Source organism: Alcaligenes parafaecalis (genome assembly GCF_026344135.1).
GTDB lineage: Bacteria > Pseudomonadota > Gammaproteobacteria > Burkholderiales > Burkholderiaceae_B > Alcaligenes > Alcaligenes parafaecalis.
The window spans coordinates 26,940-45,104 of sequence record NZ_JAPKNA010000007.1 but is presented as its reverse complement, the minus strand read 5'-3'; the positions used below and the strand labels follow the sequence as shown (position 1 = coordinate 45,104).

Below are 18,165 nucleotides of genomic sequence, written 5' to 3'. Positions count from 1 at the left end.
CCGCAACTGGATTTGCGGATGGCGCTGCTATGTCCTTGCTTGACTGGCTGACACCTTGGGAGTTTTCTCCTGTTCTGCTTTTGACCTTTTTGCTGGTCATCGCTTTGTACGTCCGGGGGCGGCAAGTTCACCGCCCCAATCTTTTGCGCCAGTCCTTTTTCTGGATTGGCCTGATTCTCCTCTATCTTTCCCTGCACACGCGCCTGGATTATTACGCCGAGCGCATGTTCTTCATCCATCGGGCCCAGCATTTGATCCTGCATCATCTGGGGCCCTTGTTCCTGATGGGGGCGTATCCGGGGCAAACCTTGCGAGCTGGCTTGCCCTTGAGCTGGCGTCGTGCTCTGGCGCAGTGGCTGCGTCGTCCAACTGGGCGGCGTGTGCAGGCTGTGTTGACCAACCCGGTGCTGGTCGCTTTCCTGTTTGTTTTCCTGGTCCTGATCTGGATGCTGCCGACCGTGCAGTTCTATTCCATGCTGGACTGGCGTTTGTACCGGTTGATGAACTGGTCTGTGGTGATCAGCGGGATCATGTACTGGAACCTGATTCTTGATCGTCGACCTTCGCCACCGGCCCGGCTGTCGGTGGGTGGGCGTATACTTTCGCCGGTCATCACGATGGTGCCCCAAATGATTGTGGGCGCCATCATCACCTTTACCGAGTACGATCTTTACCCCATTTTTGATTTATGCGGCCGTGCCATTCCGGGAATGGATGCCTTGGCCGATCAGGTCATGGGGGGCCTGATTATGTGGGTGCTGGCCGGTTTGGTGGAAGTGTTTGGTCTTTTGTATGCCTTGGGCACCTTGATGCGCTTGTCAGCTCGTCACCGTTTGCCAGAATCTCGGGCACGAACAGGCGCTATGATGGCCAGGGCCAATTGATTTTGTCGGGAGTATCCATGCAGTCCAAACCCGTCCGTTCCATGCTGTCTCTAGCCTTGGCGCTGTCGCTGGCGTTTAGCCCAGTGCTGCCTGTACAGGCGCAGCCTATCGGAATTCCGTCCATGGGGGCGGCCTCGGGCGCCGAGTTGTCTCCCGCTTTGGAACGTACTCTGGGCAATGCCATCATGGAGCAGGGCAGGCGTTCGCCTGAGTATGTGTCGGACCCGGATATCAATCAGTATTTGACCGATATGGGACGCAAGCTGGCCCAGTATGGCCCAGCGATGGCACAGCCGGTTACGGTGTTTGCCTTGCGTGATAACAGCATTAACGCCTTTGCTTTGCCCGGTGGCTATATCGGTATTCATAGTGGGCTGTTTACTGCCTCCAGATCCGAGTCCGAACTGGCCTCGGTGTTGGCCCACGAAATTGCCCACGTGGCGCAACGTCACGTCGCTCGTGGTATTACACAAAGTGCACAAAGCAATCATTTGCTGATTGCTGCCTTGGCCGGAGCCTTGTTGGGAGCTTTGGCCGGTAGCGGGGATTTGGCGATGGGGGCGGCCGCGTTTGGTCAGGCCGCTGCCGTGGACAGGCAACTGGGCTTTTCGCGTCAGGCCGAGCAGGAGGCCGACCGGGTTGGTTTCGAGATGCTGCTCAAGGCCGGTTACGAGCCTCAAGGCATGGTGCAGATGTTCCAGCGTCTTGCGGCAGCTTCGCGCCTGAACGAGCGTGCAACGGCCAATGAATATGCCAGCACTCACCCCATGTCGCTGCAACGTGAATCGGATATCAGTAACCGGGTGCGGGGTCTGCCGGAGAGTAATTACCAGGACACTTCTTCGTTTTGGTATATCCGCGCCAAATTGATGGTGATGCAAGCTGGAGGTGGGCAGTCCTTGCGCGTCCTGGAGCAGGCTTTGCAAAGCACGAATCAGACACAAAGTGATCTGGAGCGTTCGGCCGCTCAGTATGGTCTGGCCTATATTGCGCAGGGCCGTCAGGATTATGAGCAGGCTCGTATTCACCTGGCAGAAGCGCGTGCCCAGGGTAAATATCAAGCTCCTGAATTGGATACCCTGGACATTCGTATAGCGATTGCGGATCGCGATGTGCAAGGTGCCTTGAGCTTGGCCAAACAAGCCTGGCAGCGTTGGCCCAAGAGCCAGGGTGTCGCCTTGGCCTATGTGCAGGTCTTGCAGCAACTGGGGCAAAACGATCAGGCGCAATTGTTCTTGATGGATCGCATCAAGCAGTGGCCGGATGAGCCGCAACTGCACCAGTTACTGGCTCAAACCTATGATCGTCTGGGTGATGGTGTCAAAGCGCGCCGAACAATGGCCGAGTACTACCAATTGGTGGGGGCACTACCGACAGCAGTGGAACAGTTGCAGCAGGCCCGTAATTTGACTCAAGACTTTTATCAGCAATCGGAGCTGGATACGCAAATTCGCCAATTGCGCGAGCGCGTGGAAAGTGAGCGTGTCTTGTTGGAACGCTTCCGTTCCTGAGGTTCTTGAAGGCCGGAGCCCGCTTTACGCAAACCTAGCTATTCGTTTCAAAAAAGCGGGCCAGCCGTGCAGGTAGCCACCCCATATTGCCGGGGATGCTGCCTGTGATGAAACCTACATGCCCACCCTGAGCTGGCTGGTGCAGCAAGATGGAATCCGAGCAATCCTGAATCGTTGGCAAGCTGGCATGCGGCACAAAGGGGTCGTTGCGGGCATTCAAGACCAGCGTGGGGACTTTGATGCTGCGCAGTAAAGGCTTGCTGGACGCGCGTGTCCAATAATCCAGTGCATGGCTGAAACCGTGCATGGGCGCGGTATAAATATCATCGAAGTCACGCAGGGTACGGGCCTGGTTCAGGCGTGCTGTATCGACCATGCCTGGAAAGCGGTGAGCCTTGTCCTGCAGCTTGCTGCGCATGCTTTTAAGAAAGTAAGGCGAGTAGAACCAGCGCCCCATGCGGGACTCGGACAAGTAGCGGCCACACGTGACCAGATCCAGCGGCACTGAAATGGATGCGCAGGCTTGCAGCCAGGAGGCTTCGTCGCCCGCTTCGCCCATATATTTCAGCATGGCATTGCCACCCAGCGAGGTGCCAGCCGCGTGCCAGCGTACATTGGGCAGATGGCCGCGAACGGTATTCAGAATAAAGCTGATTTCTTCCGAGTCGCCCGAGTAATAGGCGCGTGCCATGCGATTCGGAAAGCCCGAGCAACCCCGGAAATGAGCCACCACGACAATCCAGCCACGGGCGCGGAAGTATTGCGCAATGGCCTGGATGTAGTGACTGCGGCTGCTGCCTTCCAGCCCGTGAAACAAGACCAGGGCATGGGTGTCGGCGCTGCTGGGCAGGCTGTCCCAATCTTGCGGCTGCATCCAGCGGCGGGCCGCCGTGCGGGCGAGATGGGCGTCGGGTTGGGCTGTAGCACCACTGGCCAGTTTGTCTGCAAACAGTCCGGGTCCGGTCCAGTCCAGATCCAGAAAGTCGCCATCAGGCGTATCAATGCGCTGACGTACAAAGGCGATGTGGTGATGGCGGGCAAAAAATGCCCCATGAATAGTCTGTACGTGCCCGCCAGGTAACCAGGCGGGCAGGGGGCAGGCGCTGGAATCCAGACGGGCAACCACGTCTGTGTGACGCCAGGGTTGCGCGTCTGCTCCGGGCGCAGGGCCCGGCTCTATCGCATTGCCAGAGGGGGGAGCAGTAGGGTCCAACGAAGCCAGATTCAGAAATTAATGACCGTGAACCTTCTCGCCTTCTTTCAGGCGGTAGCGGGCACCACAGTAAGGACAAGCGGCTTCGCCGGTTTTGCTGATATCGATATACACGCGAGGGTGCATGTTCCACAGAGTGCCGCCTGGACGGGGGCAATGCACGGGCAGTTCGTCGGCTCCGACCATAATCAGTTCGTGATCTGCTTTTTTAGGTTCGATAGCGGCGCTCATAGGGTTCCTGATAAACAATGAGAGGGGTAAGAATACCTTGCACGCAACGGCGGTGCCGAACTTTACGTGCGTAGACTAGCGATTGTAGCAAGACCCGGCCTGTTTTTTCGTGACCTTATCAAGAGAGCAAGATGTTCGTGTCCCGCTTTTGCTTCTAGAATAAGAAAAATCATAAGCAAAGCTGTCGCTGCTGTTTACAGCACGTGGGCAGCGCATCTCAGGAGACGGCGTGTCAGCCATAACAAGAATATCGGCCTTGTTGCCTAGTGCACAGGATCGTGTGCATATGCGCGCCGGATTCATCGACTTTATTCCCGCCATGATTGCCACCGTTGTCTGGGGCTTTGTGACCGGGGTAGCGATGGTCAAGTCGGGTTTGAGTGGCTTTGAGGCGACCTTGATGACGCTGTTTGTCTATGCGGGCTCGGCCCAACTGACGGCTTTGCCGCTGATCGAGTCCCATGCGCCTTTGTGGCTGATTTTTACCGCTGGCTTTATCGTCAATATCCGCTTCATTATTTTTGGGGCGGCCCTGCAGCCGTTTTTCCGCCACCTGAGCTGGAAAAAGCGTTTGGGTTTGGGCTATATCACCAGTGATATGGTGTTTGTGCTGTTCATGTCCAAATATGGAGACTCCAAAGAGCGCGGTTCGCGCGAGCATCTCTGGTACTACCTGGGAATTATTTTGCCAGGCTGGTTAAGCTGGCAAATTGCCTCCCTGTCCGGGATTGTATTGAGCGCTTATGTACCCGCCTCCTGGTCTTTGGAGTTCGCCGCGATCCTGGCCTTGCTGGCGCTCCTGATTCCCTTGGTCAATAACCGCGCCATGTGGTCCTGTTTGATCACCGCCAGTGTGATTGCCTGGGTCGGACAGGCCTTGCCTTTACGTTTGGGACTGGTGGCAGCCGTGCTTGGCGGGGTGTTGGCAGGCGTGGCGGCAGAACAACTGCAACGGCATAGGGATGCACGGTGATGAGCGATTGGCAGTATGATTGGTACGTTTTGGGTGCAATCGCCCTGTTGGTGTTGTGCAGCTTGCTGACCCGCTCAGGCTATTTCATGTTTGGTGATTTGCTGCCCCTGACCGAACGTATGCGGCGCGCCTTGCGCTTTGCTCCGGTGGCTGCTCTGGCAGCAATCATTATCCCGGAACTTTTGCCTTGGGCTTACGGCGACACCCCCCGATTGGATATTAAAGCGCTGGCCAGCCTGGTAGCTGTGCTGGTGTTTATCCGTACCCGTAATGCTGTTTGGGTAATCGTGGCCGGGATGGTGGCGTTCTGGCTGATACGTGCCGTGATGCCATAAAATCCTGACGCGAGTACTTACACGCCCGTGCTGCTGTTGAAGCAGGCGGGCATAAGTTAAAATAGGATTGTTACAAATGCTTGCCACTCGTGGCAAGCCGACTTTTTGCGTACATGACAGATAAAACTCCTTCGACCCCCAATGACCTTACGTTTGCTGATTTCGGTCTGCACCCTGGAATATTAAACGCCGTTACCGAGGCGGGATATTCCAAGCCTACGCCTATTCAGGCCGAGGCGATTCCCGTGGTGCTGGCTGGCCGTGACGTGATGGGGGCCGCTCAGACCGGGACAGGTAAGACGGCAGCCTTTTCCTTGCCCATCCTGAATCGTCTGATGGCACACGCCACGACCAGCGCCTCGCCTGCCCGCCACCCTGTGCGGGCTTTGGTGTTGACGCCGACCCGAGAGCTTGCCGACCAGGTGGCTGAGAGCATTGCGCTCTACAGCAAATCGGTTCCGCTGCGCTCGACCGTGGTGTTTGGTGGCGTGGATATTGGTCCGCAAAAAGAAGCCCTGCGTCGTGGTGTTGAAATTGTCATCGCCACCCCAGGCCGTTTGCTGGATCATATTGACCAGCGCACGATCAATTTAAGCCAGGTCAGCATTCTGGTGCTGGACGAGGCTGACCGCATGCTGGATATGGGCTTTTTGCCCGACCTGGACCGTATTGTTTCCTTGCTGCCCAAGAGCCGCCAGGGCTTGCTGTTCTCGGCAACCTTCAGCAAGGAAATTCGCAAGCTGGCCCGCAACTTCCTGAATGATCCTGTCGAGATCGAAGTAGCCGCCCGCAACGCAACCGCTTCTACCGTGACCCAGGTGGTTTACCCCATGTCGGCAGACGACAAGCGTCGCGCCGTGGTGCATCTGGTCAAGACCAAGAAGCTGACTCAAACCATTGTCTTTTCCAATACCAAGATCGGTGCCGGACAACTGGCCCGTTATCTGGAGCGTGAAGGCATCAAGGCTGAATCCATCCACGGCAACAAAAGTCAGTTGGAACGGATGAAAGTCCTGGAGGCCTTCAAGGCCGGTACGGTGGATGTGCTGGTGGCAACAGACGTGGCTGCACGCGGTCTGGACGTGGCCGGTATGCCCTGCGTCATCAACGTGGACCTGCCTTACAACGCCGAAGATTACGTACACCGTATCGGTCGTACAGGTCGAGCAGGTGCGTCGGGTGAAGCCATCGCCTTGATGGCTCCAGATGAAGAGCATCTGCTGCTGGAAATTGAAAAACTGATCGGGACGGCTGTGCCGCGCCTGAAGCTGGATCTGCCTTCAGTGGCTTCGTCTCGTTCCAGCTCCAGCAATAACCGCCACGAGCGTGGTGAGCGTCGTTCGTATCAGTCGAACACGCCACCTGTGGACGAGTTTTTCCTCAAGCCTTACGAGCCATCAAACGCGGCAGCACCCAAGCCAGCAGTGAGCACACCTTCCAATGCAGCGCGCAAGCGCTCGGTGGGTGTCTTGTTAGGCGGCGGCCGCTACTAAGGCGCGCAAATCCCCTGGCCCGGCCTCAATCACCGGGCTGCGTTCTGAGATGCTGTGCACCAGACGCTCCAGATGTTCGATATGAGGCAGCATGGGACCGTAAAAAACGGTCCCATTTTCGTTCTGGATCAGCAGCGTGGGGAAATCTTCAATATCTTCATCGCCCACTAGCTCGGGCTGCTCTTCAATATCGATCCAGATCAGGCAGGCCTGAGGAAACTGTGTGGCCAAAGCCTCAAAAGCAGGTTGGTACTGCTGACAGGTTTTGCACCATTCGGCACAGAAACAGGCAATCAGCAAAGCATCGGGCTCGGCGTGCAGGTGGGCCGCCAGGGCGGGCAGATCGTGTTGAGCGTTGAACAAGGCCATAATTTCATACAGACAAAAAGAAGCGACTGTGTCTATGATACTCGGGTAATCGATTTTGCTTAGCAGGAGCAGTATGTCCGTTTCTTCGTCTGCCCCATCGCGATCGGGCCCCACAGGTAGCTGGGCCAGCGTCTCTACCGCCTTCAAGCGTTCCTTGGTCTCGCAATTTCAACCTCGCATGCTGATTGCCTTGGTCATGCCGTTTCTGATCATGTTTGTGGGCCTGATTTTGCTGAGCTGGCTGTTGTGGACGCCGATCCAGAACTGGTTGCTGGAACTGCTGGGAGGCTGGAATGCCTTTGAGTCTGTCGACCAGTGGCTGGTGGGCCTGGGCCTGTTTTCTCTGAAAGTGTATTTGGCGCCGTTGCTGGCGCTGGGTATCTTGCTGCCCATTGCCGGTGTGCTGGGCCTGATCATTGCCGCTGTGCTGGTCATGCCTTTGGTGCTGGGCCATTTGCAGCAGAAAGACTATCCCGATGTGATCAAGCAAGGCCATAACGCGACGGTGGTGAGTGTCTGGAACGCTGTTTGGGTTGGTACTTTGTTTGTGCTGGGCTGGCTGGTCACTTTGCCTTTATGGATTTTCCCGCCGTTTGCGCTGATTCTGCCCGTGTTGTGGTGGGTCTTTGCCCTGACGCGTATCTTGCGGGTGGACTCGCTGGTAGAGCATGCAAATGTCCAGGAGCGCAAATTTCTGTGGTCCCGCCTGAATAGCCAATATTGGCTGATTGGCCTGATCTTTGCCTTGTTGAACCTGATTCCACCTGCCTGGCTGGTTCTGCCTGTGTTCTCGGCCTTGGTGTTTGCTCACTTCTCTTTGGAAAACCTCCGTCGCCTGCGCCAGCAAGAGGCAGTTGCGGCTTCTCATCCGCTTATTGACCATGACAACTAAGGATCAAGCCGTTATTCGGCTGATTATCATTGGCGATGAAATCCTGTCGGGACGTCGCTACGATAAACATTTTTCAAAGCTGATCGAGCTGCTGGGTGCCAGGGGCTTGCAATTGGGGGGCGCACAGATCATCCCCGATGATCTGGATACAATTGCCGCTACCCTGGAGCACAGTTTTGCGACACCGGATATTGTATTTTGCTGTGGTGGGATTGGAGCCACACCGGATGATCAGACTCGTCAGGCTGCGGCCAAGGCCTTGGGCGTGGCTCTGAAGCTGCATCCTGAAGCCGCCGCCTTGATTACCGAGCGTTGTGCTGAAAACGAGCGCAATGGGGTGGGCAGTGCCGATATGTCCTTGCCCGAGAATCAGCAGCGTTTGCAGATGGGAGTGTTCCCGGAAGGGGCAGAGATTGTGCCCAATACCTATAACAAGATTCCTGGCTTTTTTATTCGCAATCACACCTTCATGCCCGGCTTTCCGATCATGGCCTGGCCCATGATGGAGTGGACGCTGGATACCCGCTACCGGGAGTTGCACCATTTGGCTCATCGGGTGGAGCATTCTTTTCTGGCTTTCAACTTGCCGGAGTCCCGGATTACGCCTGCCATGGAGCATGTGGAATTGAACTGGCCGGGCGTGAAAGCCTTCAGCTTGCCTAGCGTGGGCGAGTCGGGCGGGCAGCCGCATATTGATCTGGGTGTGAAAGGGGAGCCGGAAGCGGCGGCCGAAGCCTTGGCTTATTTGCGGCAACAGGTGTTGGACCTGGGCGGGAGCTTGAGCCCTGCGCTAAAATAGCGCTTGCCAAGCGCGCGGCCATTTCATATTATGGAATTTGTTGCGTTGCATCATAATTCTCCTAATAATGACAACAAATTCCTTTACGCCTTCTAGCGCGTCGTCCAGCAATGGTGGTCAGATGTCGATCCAGGTTCTGGAACGCGCCATGATTCTATTGGACGAACTGGCCAAGCAGTCTGAGCCTGTCGCATTGAAGAATCTGGCGGCGGCAACCGGCCTGCATACATCGACTACTCACCGTATCCTTAACGATCTGGTGGTGGGGCGCTATGTTGAACGGGTGGACAGCGGTTTGTACCGACTGGGCATGCGTCTGCTGGAGTTGGGCTCGTTGGTCAAAGGACGTTTGAACGTACGTGCGGCCTCCTTGGCTCCGATGCGCGAGCTGCATAAATACACCGGCCAAACGGTGAATCTGTCCTTGCAGCAGGGCGATGAAATTGTCTATGTAGAACGCTCCTGGAGTGAAAGCTCCGGCATGCAGGTGGTGCGCGCCATTGGCGGGCACGCGCCTTTACATCTGACCTCGACCGGCAAGCTGTTCCTGGCTTCCTGGGAACCGCGTCAGGTTCGCGCTTATGTGATGCGCACCGGTCTGGCAGGGGCGACCCGTAACAGCATTACTCAGTTGGAACTGCTGGAACGAGAATTGGCCCAAGTTCGTCGTCTGGGTTACGCCCGCGACAATGAAGAGCTGGAGATGGGCGTACGCTGTATTGCGGCTGGCGTGTACGACGACACCGGCAAGCTCCTGGCGGGCCTGTCCTTGTCGGCTCCTGCCGAGCGTTTGCACGACGACTGGATTCCCGTTCTGCTCAGCACGGCTGCCAAAATTTCCGAAACTCTGGGATACGACAAGCAGCGCTAAGTCTGTGTTTTTACGCTGTTTATGCGTTTTGACGATAAGCTCAGCACTGTTTTGTTGCAGCGCAACAAATTCCGTTGACTTTGATTTGGATAGCGCTTAAAGTTGAATTGTTGCGTTGCAACATAGAAGGTTTGCCTTGCGTAGTTGCGAATGGGCCGGGCCTTCTTCAGACCCTTGTCTAGTAACACTGACACTAATTTCACGCTGGCTTGACCCAGGCCACGTATCTCCAAGGAAAACATCATGAGTGCTATTCCACAAAACGTACTGGAATCCCAACAAGCTACCTTGAACAATCTGTTCGCCGCTCAAGGTCAATTGCTGCAAGGCTTTGAAAAGCTGGTTGGTCTGAATCTGAATCTGCTGCGCAGCTCGCTGGAACAAGCGGCTGGCCAATCCCAGCAAGCCATCAATGCCAAAGACGTGCAAGACGTTGTTGCCCTGTCACAAACCGTGGCCAAGCCTAACGCTGCCCAAGCTCTGGAATACGGCAAAAGCGTGTACGACATTTTCTCCGATCTGCAACTGAACCTGTCGCGTATCGCTGAAGCTCAATTGGCTCAAGGCCAGCAACACGCTGCTGACGCTATCGACCAACTGGCCAAGAATGCGCCTACCGGCACTGAAAGCGCTGTTGCTCTGCTGAAGTCTTCTTTCGCTACGGCTTCCAACGCGGCTGAAACCGTTGTTAAAGCTGCTCGCCAAGCTGCTGATGCTGCTGAGAGCAACATCCAGGCTGCTACTAACGCCAGCTTGAAAGCTGCTGCTCAAGTCACTGAAGCCAGCAACAAAACTGTTGAAGCGGCTGCCGCTGCTGCAACGGCTGCTACCAGCAAGAAGTAAGCATTTGCTTGCCTGATTTGATCAGGTGCTAAAGAAAAAGCCAGCTCAATGAGCTGGCTTTTTTCTTGTGCGCAATGCAGGCGGTGCTGCAGGACAGGATGCTATTGCCCGCATAAAGCGGGCAATGTGCGTTTTACAGAGCGCGGATGCACTCGGAAATCAGAGCCGGGCCTTTGTAAATCAAGCCGGTATACAACTGAACAGCCTGGGCACCTGCCTGGATTTTTTCCTGAGCCTGGCGGCCGCACTCGATACCGCCTACCCCGATAATGGGGAAGTCGGGGCCTAGTTGCTCGCGCAGACGACGAATCACGTTCAAGGACAATTCGTGTACGGGTGGGCCGGACAAACCGCCTTGTTCCTGACCATGTCGCAAGCCTTGGACCGCATCGCGCGACAAGGTGGTGTTGGTGGCAATAATGCCATCCAGACCTTGAGACGGCACCGTGTCGGCAATGGCATCAATCTGCGATTGATCCAGGTCGGGGGCAATTTTCACCACAATAGGTACGTAGCGCTTATGCTCGTCGGCGAGCTCGGTGCGCAGTGATTGCAAGGCACCCAGCAGACGGGCCAGTTCATCCTGAGCCTGCAAAGCACGCAAGTTTTGTGTGTTAGGCGAGGAAATATTGACGGTGACGTAGTCCGCGTGAGGGTAGACCGCTCGCAGGCAAGTCAGGTAGTCCTGATCGGCCTGTTCGATGGGGGTAGTCGCATTCTTGCCGATATTCAGACCCAGAATGCCGCCTTGCGAGCGAAACTGGCTGCGGCAGACGTTCTCAATAAAGGTATCCAGGCCGTGGTTGTTAAAGCCAAAGCGGTTGATCAGGCTATTGGCTTCAGGCAAGCGGAACAGGCGTGGTTTGGGGTTGCCCGGCTGTGCTTTCGGGGTGACAGTGCCGACTTCGACAAAACCAAAGCCCAGTGCGCCCAAAGCATCAATATGCGCGCCATTTTTATCCAGACCAGCGGCCAGACCGACAGGATTGCGCAGTTTCAGACCCATCAGTTCCAGAGGTTTGCTGGGCAGGTCTTTGAGCAAACCACCCAAAATAGGGGTTTGGTGGGCGCAATGCAGGGATTTCAGAGTCAGTTCGTGAGCGTGTTCAGCATCCAGACTGAACAGCACCCGGCGAGCCAAGGGATAAAGGCTGAATAGGGCAGACATGGGGATCGATAAAAGAGGACGTTAAGCCAGCCATTCCCAACGACCTTTCATCAGGAGCTGGTAGGGGCGAAAGCGGGTTTTGTAGGCCATTTTACGGCTTTCTTCGATCCAGTAGCCTAAATAGAGCCAGGGCAGAGATTGTTGACGGCAATAGTCCAGTTGCCAGAGCACGGCGTAGGTGCCCAGACTGCCGGTGTCGTCGGGATCAAAAAAGGTATAGACGGCGGAAAGCCCGTCTTGCAGCACGTCGATGACCGCCACGATTTTCAAGGTGCCGTCGGGTTCACGAAACTCCAGCAGGCGCGAGGTGACATGGCTGGCCAGCAGAAACTGGGCGTACTGGGACTGGTCGTCCTCGTCCATGCCTGCGCCGGGGTGGCGACTGGCCTGGTAGCGACGGTACAGCTCGTAGTGTTCGGCATTCCAGTGCAGGGGCAGATCTTGCACGATCAGATTGCCGTGACGTTTTTTGGCTCTGCGCTGGGTTCGATCGGGTTGAAAGTGCAGGGTGTCGCAGCGCAAGGGCAGGCAGGCGCGGCACTGATCGCAGTAGGGGCGGTAGGTAAAGGTGCCGCTACGCCGAAAGCCTTGCTGGACCAGTTTGGAGTAAACCGTGTCGTTAATCAGGTGTGCAGGAGCGGCAACCAGGGAGCGGGCCTGCTGCTCAGGCAGATAGCTGCAGCGATAGCTGGCGGTGGAATAGAATTGCAGCGTTTGGGGGCTGGTGGGTGCTTTGGGATAATTCATGCGACTCTGCCAAGCGTGATAGAGCCATTATGGGATGCTCGCGCCAGCCTAGCAAGTTGGGGGCAGGCTTAGTTGCAAAGCCCCACGCGGCCAGACCGGGCTGGGCTGGTCTTTGGCCCAGGCCAGGGCATCCATGAAATCTGCTCGGGGAATGGGGCTGGCACCCAGGCTGGCGAGATGGGCCGTCTCTTGCTGGCAGTCTATATAAGGCACACCGGCAAATTTCAGGAAATCCACCAGATGGGCCAGGGCGATCTTGCTGGCATCGGTTTGCAAGGCAAACATGGATTCACCAAAAAAGAAGCGGCCCAGATTCACACCATACAAACCACCCACCAGCTTGTCATCCACCCAGGTTTCTATGCTGTGGGCGTAGCCGGTGTGATGCAAGTCGGTATAGACCTGCTGAATATCCGGGCTGATCCATGTGCCAGTGGCGCTTCGTTGGGCTGCGCACTGGCCTATGACCTGCTCGAAGGCCAGATCGCAGGTGACACGGATGGGGGGATGATCTTCGTATTGCTGACGCGCGATTTGCCGAAGCTTTTTACCTAGCGAACGGGATATCTTGAAGTGATCTACTTCCAGCACCATACGCGGATCGGGGGACCACCACAGAACCGGATCGCCTGGACTGTACCAGGGAAACATGCCCTGGCTATAGGCCTCCAGGAGGCGTGGAACACTTAAATCCAATCCGGCGGCGACCAGCCCTTCGGGGCTGGCGTGTTCAGGGCTGGGCAGGGCCTGATCAGGAGCGACCCATACTAGCGACATGATCAGTCGTGGTCGCGGGGGGCGATATCAAATTCGTGAATCTGGAAGCGGCCTGCCTTGTGGTCGGCGACGTAGCGCTCCAAGGTGGCGCTAACGGTACGGAAGGCCAGATTGTCCCAAGGGATGTCGTCCAGGTGAAAGAAGCGGGCTTCCAGAGATTCCGGGCCGGGGTCCAGTACATCACTGGTGACTTTGGCCAGATAGTACACATGGACTTGCTCGGCGTAGGGCACGCTGATAACCGTGAAGAGAGGGCCCGGCTCGACCTGGGCACCGGCCTCTTCAGCCATTTCACGCAAAGCGCCTTGTCCCAGCGTCTCGCCCAGCTCCATGAAACCGGCTGGCAGCGTCCAGGTGTTGTAGCGTGGCTCGATGGCACGACGGCACAGCAAGACTTGATCGTCTTTCCACATAGGCACAATACCCACCACGTTGCGGGGGTTCTGGTAGTGAACAGCACCGCAGCTTTCGCAGACATCGCGCATGCGGTTATCGTCCGGTGGCACCAGGCGTGTCAGTTTGCTGCCGCATTGATTGCAGAAGTTTTGTGTGCGTGGGGCGGGGAAGTAGAAAGAGGCGGATGGCTGGGTCATGCAGATTCTGTGATGGCGGTTCAAGTGGGATCGGGCTCTGGCAAAACAATATACGCCAATTCCTCGGCGGGCGACACGCAGGAAGACCAGACTGTCAGGGAACTCGGCGTGGGGTAGGCGGGTAAATGCCAGCCAGTACTTTGATTGGGCTGCTCCAGGTCCAGGCTGTCCAGCCCTTGTTGCGCCGGATTTCGTAGCTGTTCCAGCAGAGCGGGCATATCGCGGCCTGCCAGCAAGGCCGGGCCTGCTGATATGCGCAGATACAGCATGCCATCAGCACTGATGAACCAGGCCTGGATGGTCTCGACCGGGCGGCCGGTGTGGTCTTGCAAATGGGCCTGATCTTCTGCCAAAGACACAATCAGGGGGGCGGCATCCAGACGTATATAGACGCGCTGTGGACCATTCTGGATAAACCAGCGGCCTTGCTCATCCGATTGGTAGTTGCGATTGAAAAATGCCAGCAAGCCCTGATGGGCAATACGCTCTCCAATCTGATCGGGATGCTGGTTGGCATCGCCAGCCGGATGATGTCGCCAATGGCCGGACTGATCCAAAGAAATATACCCGCTGACGGCAGGTACATTGGGCCATTTTTTCATGGCATCAATAACAGCAGCATCCATAAGCATCAGCCTTGCAGGGACGAAAACAAAGGGTGGCAACCGTATCGGTGCCACCCTTGATGGTGTTGGGCTGACAGGAAAGTCAGCCCCTGGGCAAGGCGGGTTGATGCCTTAAGCCATATAACTGCGCTGCATGGTTCCGGGGATTCCGTGCGAAAGAGGCTTTTCAACTTTGATTTCCGGGGTGTCATCGCCTTTCAGGGCTCTGGATAACAAATTGGACAAGCGTTCGCGCACATCCTGGGGCACATGGCTAAAGACACCCGAGAGCCACTCGATGTAATAGGGCAGCAGGTGCTCGCACAACTCTTGTCCGGCTTCGGTGAGTTTAACAGTGAGCACACGGCGGTCCGAGGTATTGTTTTGGCGCACCAGCAGTTGCTGCTGTTCCAGCCCGTCAAGCAAGCCGGTAATGGTGGCGCGGGTAACGCCTGCCTGTTCTGCCAGGAGGGCAGGGCTTAGGCCAGAGGGCTGGCGGCTAAGCAAAAACAGGAGGACAAGACGGCCTTCGGACAGGCCAAACTCATTCAGAACTGTGCTGGAAGCGCGATTAATGCTGGAGGCCAGCGACAGAACGCGTAAACACAGTTCGATATCCTCGGTTTTGGGGTGAGCCTGGCGGTGGGATTCGCTCAGGATAGTTTGGTATTTCAGATCGAGTAATTTCATAGTGCTGTGCCGTTAAGGAGTGCGCGGCAAAGAGCAGTAGTTATTTAGAAAGAATCAACAAAACCCAATAAAATCAGGTTTGCTTTCTTTTATTACTGAGCCGCTGCTTTTAATGTGGAAATTTATCTTATTTTTTAATTCCATTTTTACTGATTTAAACATCTTTTATTGATCAGGAATTTTCATTTAGTAAAATAAGACCAGTTTTTTTCAGTATAAGCGGCCATGCGTTTATAGAATAGTCTTAATGCCTGTGTATACTCTTTCGCCTTCCGTTTTTTCTCAAACTGCAAGGTTTCGGGACTTCAAACTGAGTAGGCAAGGACATGACTTTTGATCGTGTGTTGTGAGTCTTATGGCTTAAACGCATCAAAATGATGCAAGCACGCAACGCTCGTGTTCAAAGTGCCAGACTCTTGTTACCAACAAGATGAGTGAGCTATATCGGAGATACACCGCTAAAGTAAGCAGGTTTTCAACTGTCAGTCAGGAAGATAAGGCGGCGCAAACCAAGAAAAACCGCAAAACGACGCGCATGCGAGCGCACGGCGTTTACAATGTTCACAGCGCTTCCCGAGCTCGACGATGCCTTCAAAAAAGGCGGTTGGATCATTCACCCCGCTTGGCGGATTGCAATAGAGGCCCGTTTTTTACGGGCCTTTGCTTTCCGGATTTGGATACAAGCATTATCCAAAGCTTATTAGCGGTATTTGCCAGCATGTCCCCGAGCCCCTGCCAAGTTCGCAAGAAATGGTAGGGCTTTGTTCCGTTTACAGTCCGGGATCGAGTATGAGGCGTATCAAAAAAGTCTTGCTATCGTTATTAAGGAAACGAAGGAATTATGAGTCAGTTCCGTATCGAACATGATTTGCTGGGAGACCGCCAAGTCCCCGATGAAGTCTATTATGGTGTTCATACCTTGCGTGCCAAGGAGAATTTCCACATTACCGGTACGCCTATTTCAACTTACCCGGAACTGATTAATGCTTTGGCGCTGGTCAAGCAGGCCGCTGCTCAGGCCAATTTCAAACTGGGTTTGCTGGAACAGGATAAGCACGACGCCATTGTGGCCGCATGTCAGGCCGTACAGACTGGCAAGTGTCACGAGCATTTCGTGGTAGACATGATTCAGGGTGGCGCAGGTACCTCGACCAATATGAATGCCAACGAGGTTATTTGTAACCTGGCCTTGGAACATATGGGTCACAAGCGCGGCGAGTACCAATATCTTCATCCCAATGAAGATGTGAACATGGCCCAAAGCACCAACGACGTCTACCCAACGGCTTTGCACCTGGCTGCCTACCGTTCGCTGGACCCGTTGTTTGCCGCCATGGAGCGTCTGCGTGATGCCTTCCTGAAAAAGTCCGCGGAATTCTCCTCGTACATGAAGATTGGCCGCACCCAGTTGCAAGACGCTGTGCCCATGACCCTGGGTCAGGAGTTCAACGCATTTGCCACCATGATTAACGAAGACATTGTGCGCCTGAAAGAATCGCGCAAACTGATGTGCGACGTGAATCTGGGTGGTACTGCGATTGGTACGGGTATCACGGCTCATCCTGAGTACGCTCAGTTGGCTGTGGCTGCGTTGTCCGATCTGTCTGGCGTTCAACTGCGCGTTTCTGCGGACTTGATCGAAGCTACCCAGGATTGCGGCGGTTTCCTGCACCTGTCGGGCGTGTTGAAGCGTGCTGCCGTCAAGCTGTCCAAGTTGTCCAACGACTTGCGTCTGCTCTCTAGCGGTCCTCGTGCTGGTATGGGTGAAATTTGTCTGCCCGCCGTGCAAGCTGGTTCGTCCATCATGCCCGGTAAAGTCAACCCCGTGATCCCGGAAGTGGTCAACCAGGTTGCCTTTGAAGTTATCGGCGCTGACATGACCGTGACAATGGCTGCTGAAGCCGGTCAATTGCAGTTGAACGCGTTTGAGCCTGTGATTATTCACTCCCTGCTGCGTAGCATGGCTTTGTTGAGCAATGCGTGCGACACGCTGACCCAGTTCTGCGTGGTGGGTATCACTGCCAACCGTGAATGCCTGGAAAGCAATATTGAGCGTTCCATTTCCCTGGTCACTGCCTTGAATCCGTTTATCGGTTACAAAGCGGCAACCTCGGTGGCCGCTGAAGCCTTCCAGACCGGTGCCAATATTCGTGACGTGGTTCTCAAGCGTGGTTTGATGGACGCCGAGACCCTGAACGATGTGTTGCGTGCTGAATCGCTGATCCAACCTCGTGATCTGCGTGCTGCTGACCCAGCCTGAACCAATCTGAACCAGGCCTGATTTGGCCCTAAGTTGGCCGACGCCGGTTTTAGTTTGGGAAGCCTCCATTTTGGAGGCTTTTTTCTGCCCGCTCATTTTGTAGAAGAGGGATACTGTGGCCTTGTCTACATGCAGGAGCAGCAGGGGAATATGGAGTCGGTTTATCTGGCGGTTGCCTTTGGCGCCATTGTGGCGGGTTTTGTGCAGGGCCTGTCGGGCTTTGCCTTCGGTATGGTGGCCATGTCCTGCTGGGCCTGGTTTCTGGAGCCCCAACTGGCGGCGGTGCTGGCGGTGTGTGGTGCCTGGACGGGACAGATGATTGCCGCCTTTACCCGGCGACGCACGTCGTACTGGCAGATTCTCTTGCCTTTCTTGTTCGGTGGCCTGCTCGGCGTGCCTTTGGGAACGTATCTGCTGCCTTTTCTGGATGCGGCGGTGTTCAAGGCGTTTTTGGGCACCTTGATGGTGATCTGGTGCCCCATCATGCTGATGTCCAGTCGTCTGGGCCATGTGCGCGTGCGCAGTCGCCTGGCCAATGCCCTGGCGGGTTTGATTGGTGGTGTGATGGGCGGTCTGGGCGGGATGACCGGGGTGATTCCTACCCTATGGACCACCATGACGGGCCTGCCCAAAGACGAGCAGCGTGCCGTGATTCAAAACTTCAATCTGGCCACCTTGTCCGTGACCTTGCTGGCGTATATCGCCTCCGGTTCTATTCTTCCGTCCATGCTGCCCTCGATCGGGCTGGTCATGCTGGCGGTGCTGATTCCCGTATTGGCGGGCGCACGTCTGTATGTGGGTATCAGCCAAAGCACATTCCGCGCCATTGTTTTAAGTCTATTAACCCTGTCCGGGGTGGCGATGTTGCTGTCATCCGTCCCTCAGTTGCTGGCGCGCTAAGGCAGGTGGTT

General features: G+C 55.7%; 20 protein-coding genes. 11 read left to right on the top strand and 9 right to left on the bottom strand.

Features of this window, described 5'->3' with window-relative positions; all coding sequences use genetic code 11:
* The first annotated feature begins 29 nt into the window (after positions 1-29).
* Both OSH09_RS17690 and OSH09_RS17685 read left to right on the top strand, forming a co-directional pair.
* The gene (locus tag OSH09_RS17690; protein WP_266121742.1) at positions 30-884 is read left to right on the top strand and encodes a cytochrome c oxidase assembly protein; all 855 of its coding nucleotides are present in this window, start codon (positions 30-32) and stop codon (positions 882-884) included.
* Positions 885-901: 17 nt separating this feature from the next.
* On the top strand, positions 902-2,395 hold the full coding sequence (locus tag OSH09_RS17685; RefSeq protein WP_207875605.1) for a M48 family metalloprotease: 1,494 nt from the start codon (positions 902-904) through the stop codon (positions 2,393-2,395).
* Positions 2,396-2,429: 34 nt separating this feature from the next.
* Here OSH09_RS17685 and OSH09_RS17680 read toward each other — a convergent pair whose 3' ends face one another.
* Both OSH09_RS17680 and OSH09_RS17675 read right to left on the bottom strand, forming a co-directional pair.
* Positions 2,430-3,521 (bottom strand): YheT family hydrolase, encoded by a 1,092-nt coding sequence (locus OSH09_RS17680; protein WP_266121750.1) that lies wholly within the window; start codon positions 3,519-3,521, stop codon positions 2,430-2,432.
* A gap of 105 nt (positions 3,522-3,626) precedes the next feature.
* Positions 3,627-3,839, bottom strand: coding sequence for a zinc-finger domain-containing protein (locus tag OSH09_RS17675; RefSeq protein ID WP_189391320.1), 213 nt, complete (start codon positions 3,837-3,839; stop codon positions 3,627-3,629).
* A 286-nt stretch (positions 3,840-4,125) separates the two neighbouring features.
* Here OSH09_RS17675 and OSH09_RS17670 point away from each other — a divergent pair, with 286 nt between their 5' ends.
* The 3 genes from OSH09_RS17670 to OSH09_RS17660 all read left to right on the top strand — a co-directional run bounded on the left by OSH09_RS17670 (position 4,126) and on the right by OSH09_RS17660 (position 6,640).
* Positions 4,126-4,812 carry an AzlC family ABC transporter permease gene (locus tag OSH09_RS17670; RefSeq protein WP_207875604.1) on the top strand — a complete coding sequence of 229 codons (687 nt, stop codon included), beginning with the start codon at positions 4,126-4,128 and terminating at the stop codon, positions 4,810-4,812.
* Positions 4,812-5,147, top strand: a complete 336-nt coding sequence (locus tag OSH09_RS17665; RefSeq protein ID WP_009460095.1) for an AzlD domain-containing protein — start codon at positions 4,812-4,814, stop codon at positions 5,145-5,147. Before OSH09_RS17670 ends, OSH09_RS17665 begins: the two co-directional genes overlap by 1 nt.
* 113 nt (positions 5,148-5,260) lie before the next feature.
* Positions 5,261-6,640, top strand: a complete 1,380-nt coding sequence (locus OSH09_RS17660; RefSeq protein WP_207875603.1) for a DEAD/DEAH box helicase — start codon at positions 5,261-5,263, stop codon at positions 6,638-6,640.
* Here the strand turns inward: OSH09_RS17660 and OSH09_RS17655 are convergent.
* Entirely contained in the window at positions 6,620-7,009 is a 390-nt protein-coding gene (locus OSH09_RS17655; protein ID WP_207875602.1) for a thioredoxin family protein, read from the bottom strand. The genes OSH09_RS17660 and OSH09_RS17655 overlap by 21 nt on opposite strands.
* Positions 7,010-7,082: 73 nt before the next feature.
* Here OSH09_RS17655 and OSH09_RS17650 point away from each other — a divergent pair, with 73 nt between their 5' ends.
* From OSH09_RS17650 to phaP, 4 genes are all read left to right on the top strand, one after another.
* The gene (locus OSH09_RS17650; protein ID WP_266121741.1) at positions 7,083-7,901 is read left to right on the top strand and encodes an EI24 domain-containing protein; all 819 of its coding nucleotides are present in this window, start codon (positions 7,083-7,085) and stop codon (positions 7,899-7,901) included.
* Positions 7,891-8,700 carry a competence/damage-inducible protein A gene (locus OSH09_RS17645; RefSeq protein ID WP_266121740.1) on the top strand — a complete coding sequence of 270 codons (810 nt, stop codon included), beginning with the start codon at positions 7,891-7,893 and terminating at the stop codon, positions 8,698-8,700. Before OSH09_RS17650 ends, OSH09_RS17645 begins: the two co-directional genes overlap by 11 nt.
* A gap of 121 nt (positions 8,701-8,821) precedes the next feature.
* Positions 8,822-9,571 (top strand): IclR family transcriptional regulator, encoded by a 750-nt coding sequence (locus OSH09_RS17640; protein WP_042486997.1) that lies wholly within the window; start codon positions 8,822-8,824, stop codon positions 9,569-9,571.
* 243 nt (positions 9,572-9,814) lie between these two features.
* On the top strand, positions 9,815-10,414 hold the full coding sequence (phaP, locus tag OSH09_RS17635) for a TIGR01841 family phasin (protein ID WP_207875599.1): 600 nt from the start codon (positions 9,815-9,817) through the stop codon (positions 10,412-10,414).
* A 133-nt stretch (positions 10,415-10,547) separates the two neighbouring features.
* Here the strand turns inward: phaP and OSH09_RS17630 are convergent, their stop codons facing one another.
* From OSH09_RS17630 to OSH09_RS17605, 6 genes are all read right to left on the bottom strand, one after another.
* Entirely contained in the window at positions 10,548-11,582 is a 1,035-nt protein-coding gene (locus OSH09_RS17630) for a quinone-dependent dihydroorotate dehydrogenase (protein ID WP_266121739.1), read from the bottom strand.
* Positions 11,583-11,603: 21 nt separating this feature from the next.
* Entirely contained in the window at positions 11,604-12,329 is a 726-nt protein-coding gene (locus OSH09_RS17625) for an arginyltransferase (RefSeq protein WP_207875597.1), read from the bottom strand.
* 48 nt (positions 12,330-12,377) lie between these two features.
* On the bottom strand, positions 12,378-13,106 hold the full coding sequence (aat, locus tag OSH09_RS17620; RefSeq protein ID WP_266121738.1) for a leucyl/phenylalanyl-tRNA--protein transferase: 729 nt from the start codon (positions 13,104-13,106) through the stop codon (positions 12,378-12,380).
* Positions 13,107-13,108: 2 nt separating this feature from the next.
* Positions 13,109-13,699: an NUDIX hydrolase gene (locus OSH09_RS17615; protein ID WP_207875595.1), complete on the bottom strand. Its 591-nt coding sequence runs from the start codon at positions 13,697-13,699 to the stop codon at positions 13,109-13,111.
* A gap of 20 nt (positions 13,700-13,719) precedes the next feature.
* Positions 13,720-14,325, bottom strand: a complete 606-nt coding sequence (locus OSH09_RS17610; RefSeq protein ID WP_266121737.1) for a DUF2946 family protein — start codon at positions 14,323-14,325, stop codon at positions 13,720-13,722.
* A 111-nt stretch (positions 14,326-14,436) separates the two neighbouring features.
* Positions 14,437-14,994, bottom strand: a complete 558-nt coding sequence (locus tag OSH09_RS17605; RefSeq protein WP_207875593.1) for a MarR family winged helix-turn-helix transcriptional regulator — start codon at positions 14,992-14,994, stop codon at positions 14,437-14,439.
* Between the two features lie 841 nt (positions 14,995-15,835).
* On the opposite strand from OSH09_RS17605, the gene OSH09_RS17600 reads away from it, so the two are divergent.
* Positions 15,836-17,254 carry an aspartate ammonia-lyase gene (locus OSH09_RS17600; protein WP_266121736.1) on the top strand — a complete coding sequence of 473 codons (1,419 nt, stop codon included), beginning with the start codon at positions 15,836-15,838 and terminating at the stop codon, positions 17,252-17,254.
* Between the two features lie 150 nt (positions 17,255-17,404).
* Positions 17,405-18,154 carry a sulfite exporter TauE/SafE family protein gene (locus OSH09_RS17595; RefSeq protein ID WP_207875795.1) on the top strand — a complete coding sequence of 250 codons (750 nt, stop codon included), beginning with the start codon at positions 17,405-17,407 and terminating at the stop codon, positions 18,152-18,154.
* Positions 18,155-18,165 lie beyond the last annotated feature (11 nt).

Bases quoted from the DNA above. Each gene is read 5' to 3' on its own strand.
- OSH09_RS17690 (WP_266121742.1), top strand. From the start codon at position 30: ATGTCCTTGCTTGACTGGCTGACACCTTGGGAGTTTTCTCCTGTTCTG.
- OSH09_RS17685 (WP_207875605.1), top strand. From the start codon at position 902: ATGCAGTCCAAACCCGTCCGTTCCATGCTGTCTCTAGCCTTGGCGCTG.
- OSH09_RS17675 (WP_189391320.1), bottom strand. From the start codon at position 3,839: ATGAGCGCCGCTATCGAACCTAAAAAAGCAGATCACGAACTGATTATG.
- OSH09_RS17670 (WP_207875604.1), top strand. From the start codon at position 4,126: ATGCGCGCCGGATTCATCGACTTTATTCCCGCCATGATTGCCACCGTT.
- OSH09_RS17665 (WP_009460095.1), top strand. From the start codon at position 4,812: ATGAGCGATTGGCAGTATGATTGGTACGTTTTGGGTGCAATCGCCCTG.
- OSH09_RS17660 (WP_207875603.1), top strand. From the start codon at position 5,261: ATGACAGATAAAACTCCTTCGACCCCCAATGACCTTACGTTTGCTGAT.
- OSH09_RS17655 (WP_207875602.1), bottom strand. From the start codon at position 7,009: ATGGCCTTGTTCAACGCTCAACACGATCTGCCCGCCCTGGCGGCCCAC.
- OSH09_RS17650 (WP_266121741.1), top strand. From the start codon at position 7,083: ATGTCCGTTTCTTCGTCTGCCCCATCGCGATCGGGCCCCACAGGTAGC.
- OSH09_RS17645 (WP_266121740.1), top strand. From the start codon at position 7,891: ATGACAACTAAGGATCAAGCCGTTATTCGGCTGATTATCATTGGCGAT.
- OSH09_RS17640 (WP_042486997.1), top strand. From the start codon at position 8,822: ATGTCGATCCAGGTTCTGGAACGCGCCATGATTCTATTGGACGAACTG.
- phaP (WP_207875599.1), top strand. From the start codon at position 9,815: ATGAGTGCTATTCCACAAAACGTACTGGAATCCCAACAAGCTACCTTG.
- OSH09_RS17630 (WP_266121739.1), bottom strand. From the start codon at position 11,582: ATGTCTGCCCTATTCAGCCTTTATCCCTTGGCTCGCCGGGTGCTGTTC.
- OSH09_RS17625 (WP_207875597.1), bottom strand. From the start codon at position 12,329: ATGAATTATCCCAAAGCACCCACCAGCCCCCAAACGCTGCAATTCTAT.
- aat (WP_266121738.1), bottom strand. From the start codon at position 13,106: ATGTCGCTAGTATGGGTCGCTCCTGATCAGGCCCTGCCCAGCCCTGAA.
- OSH09_RS17615 (WP_207875595.1), bottom strand. From the start codon at position 13,699: ATGACCCAGCCATCCGCCTCTTTCTACTTCCCCGCCCCACGCACACAA.
- OSH09_RS17610 (WP_266121737.1), bottom strand. From the start codon at position 14,325: ATGGATGCTGCTGTTATTGATGCCATGAAAAAATGGCCCAATGTACCT.
- OSH09_RS17605 (WP_207875593.1), bottom strand. From the start codon at position 14,994: ATGAAATTACTCGATCTGAAATACCAAACTATCCTGAGCGAATCCCAC.
- OSH09_RS17600 (WP_266121736.1), top strand. From the start codon at position 15,836: ATGAGTCAGTTCCGTATCGAACATGATTTGCTGGGAGACCGCCAAGTC.
- OSH09_RS17595 (WP_207875795.1), top strand. From the start codon at position 17,405: ATGGAGTCGGTTTATCTGGCGGTTGCCTTTGGCGCCATTGTGGCGGGT.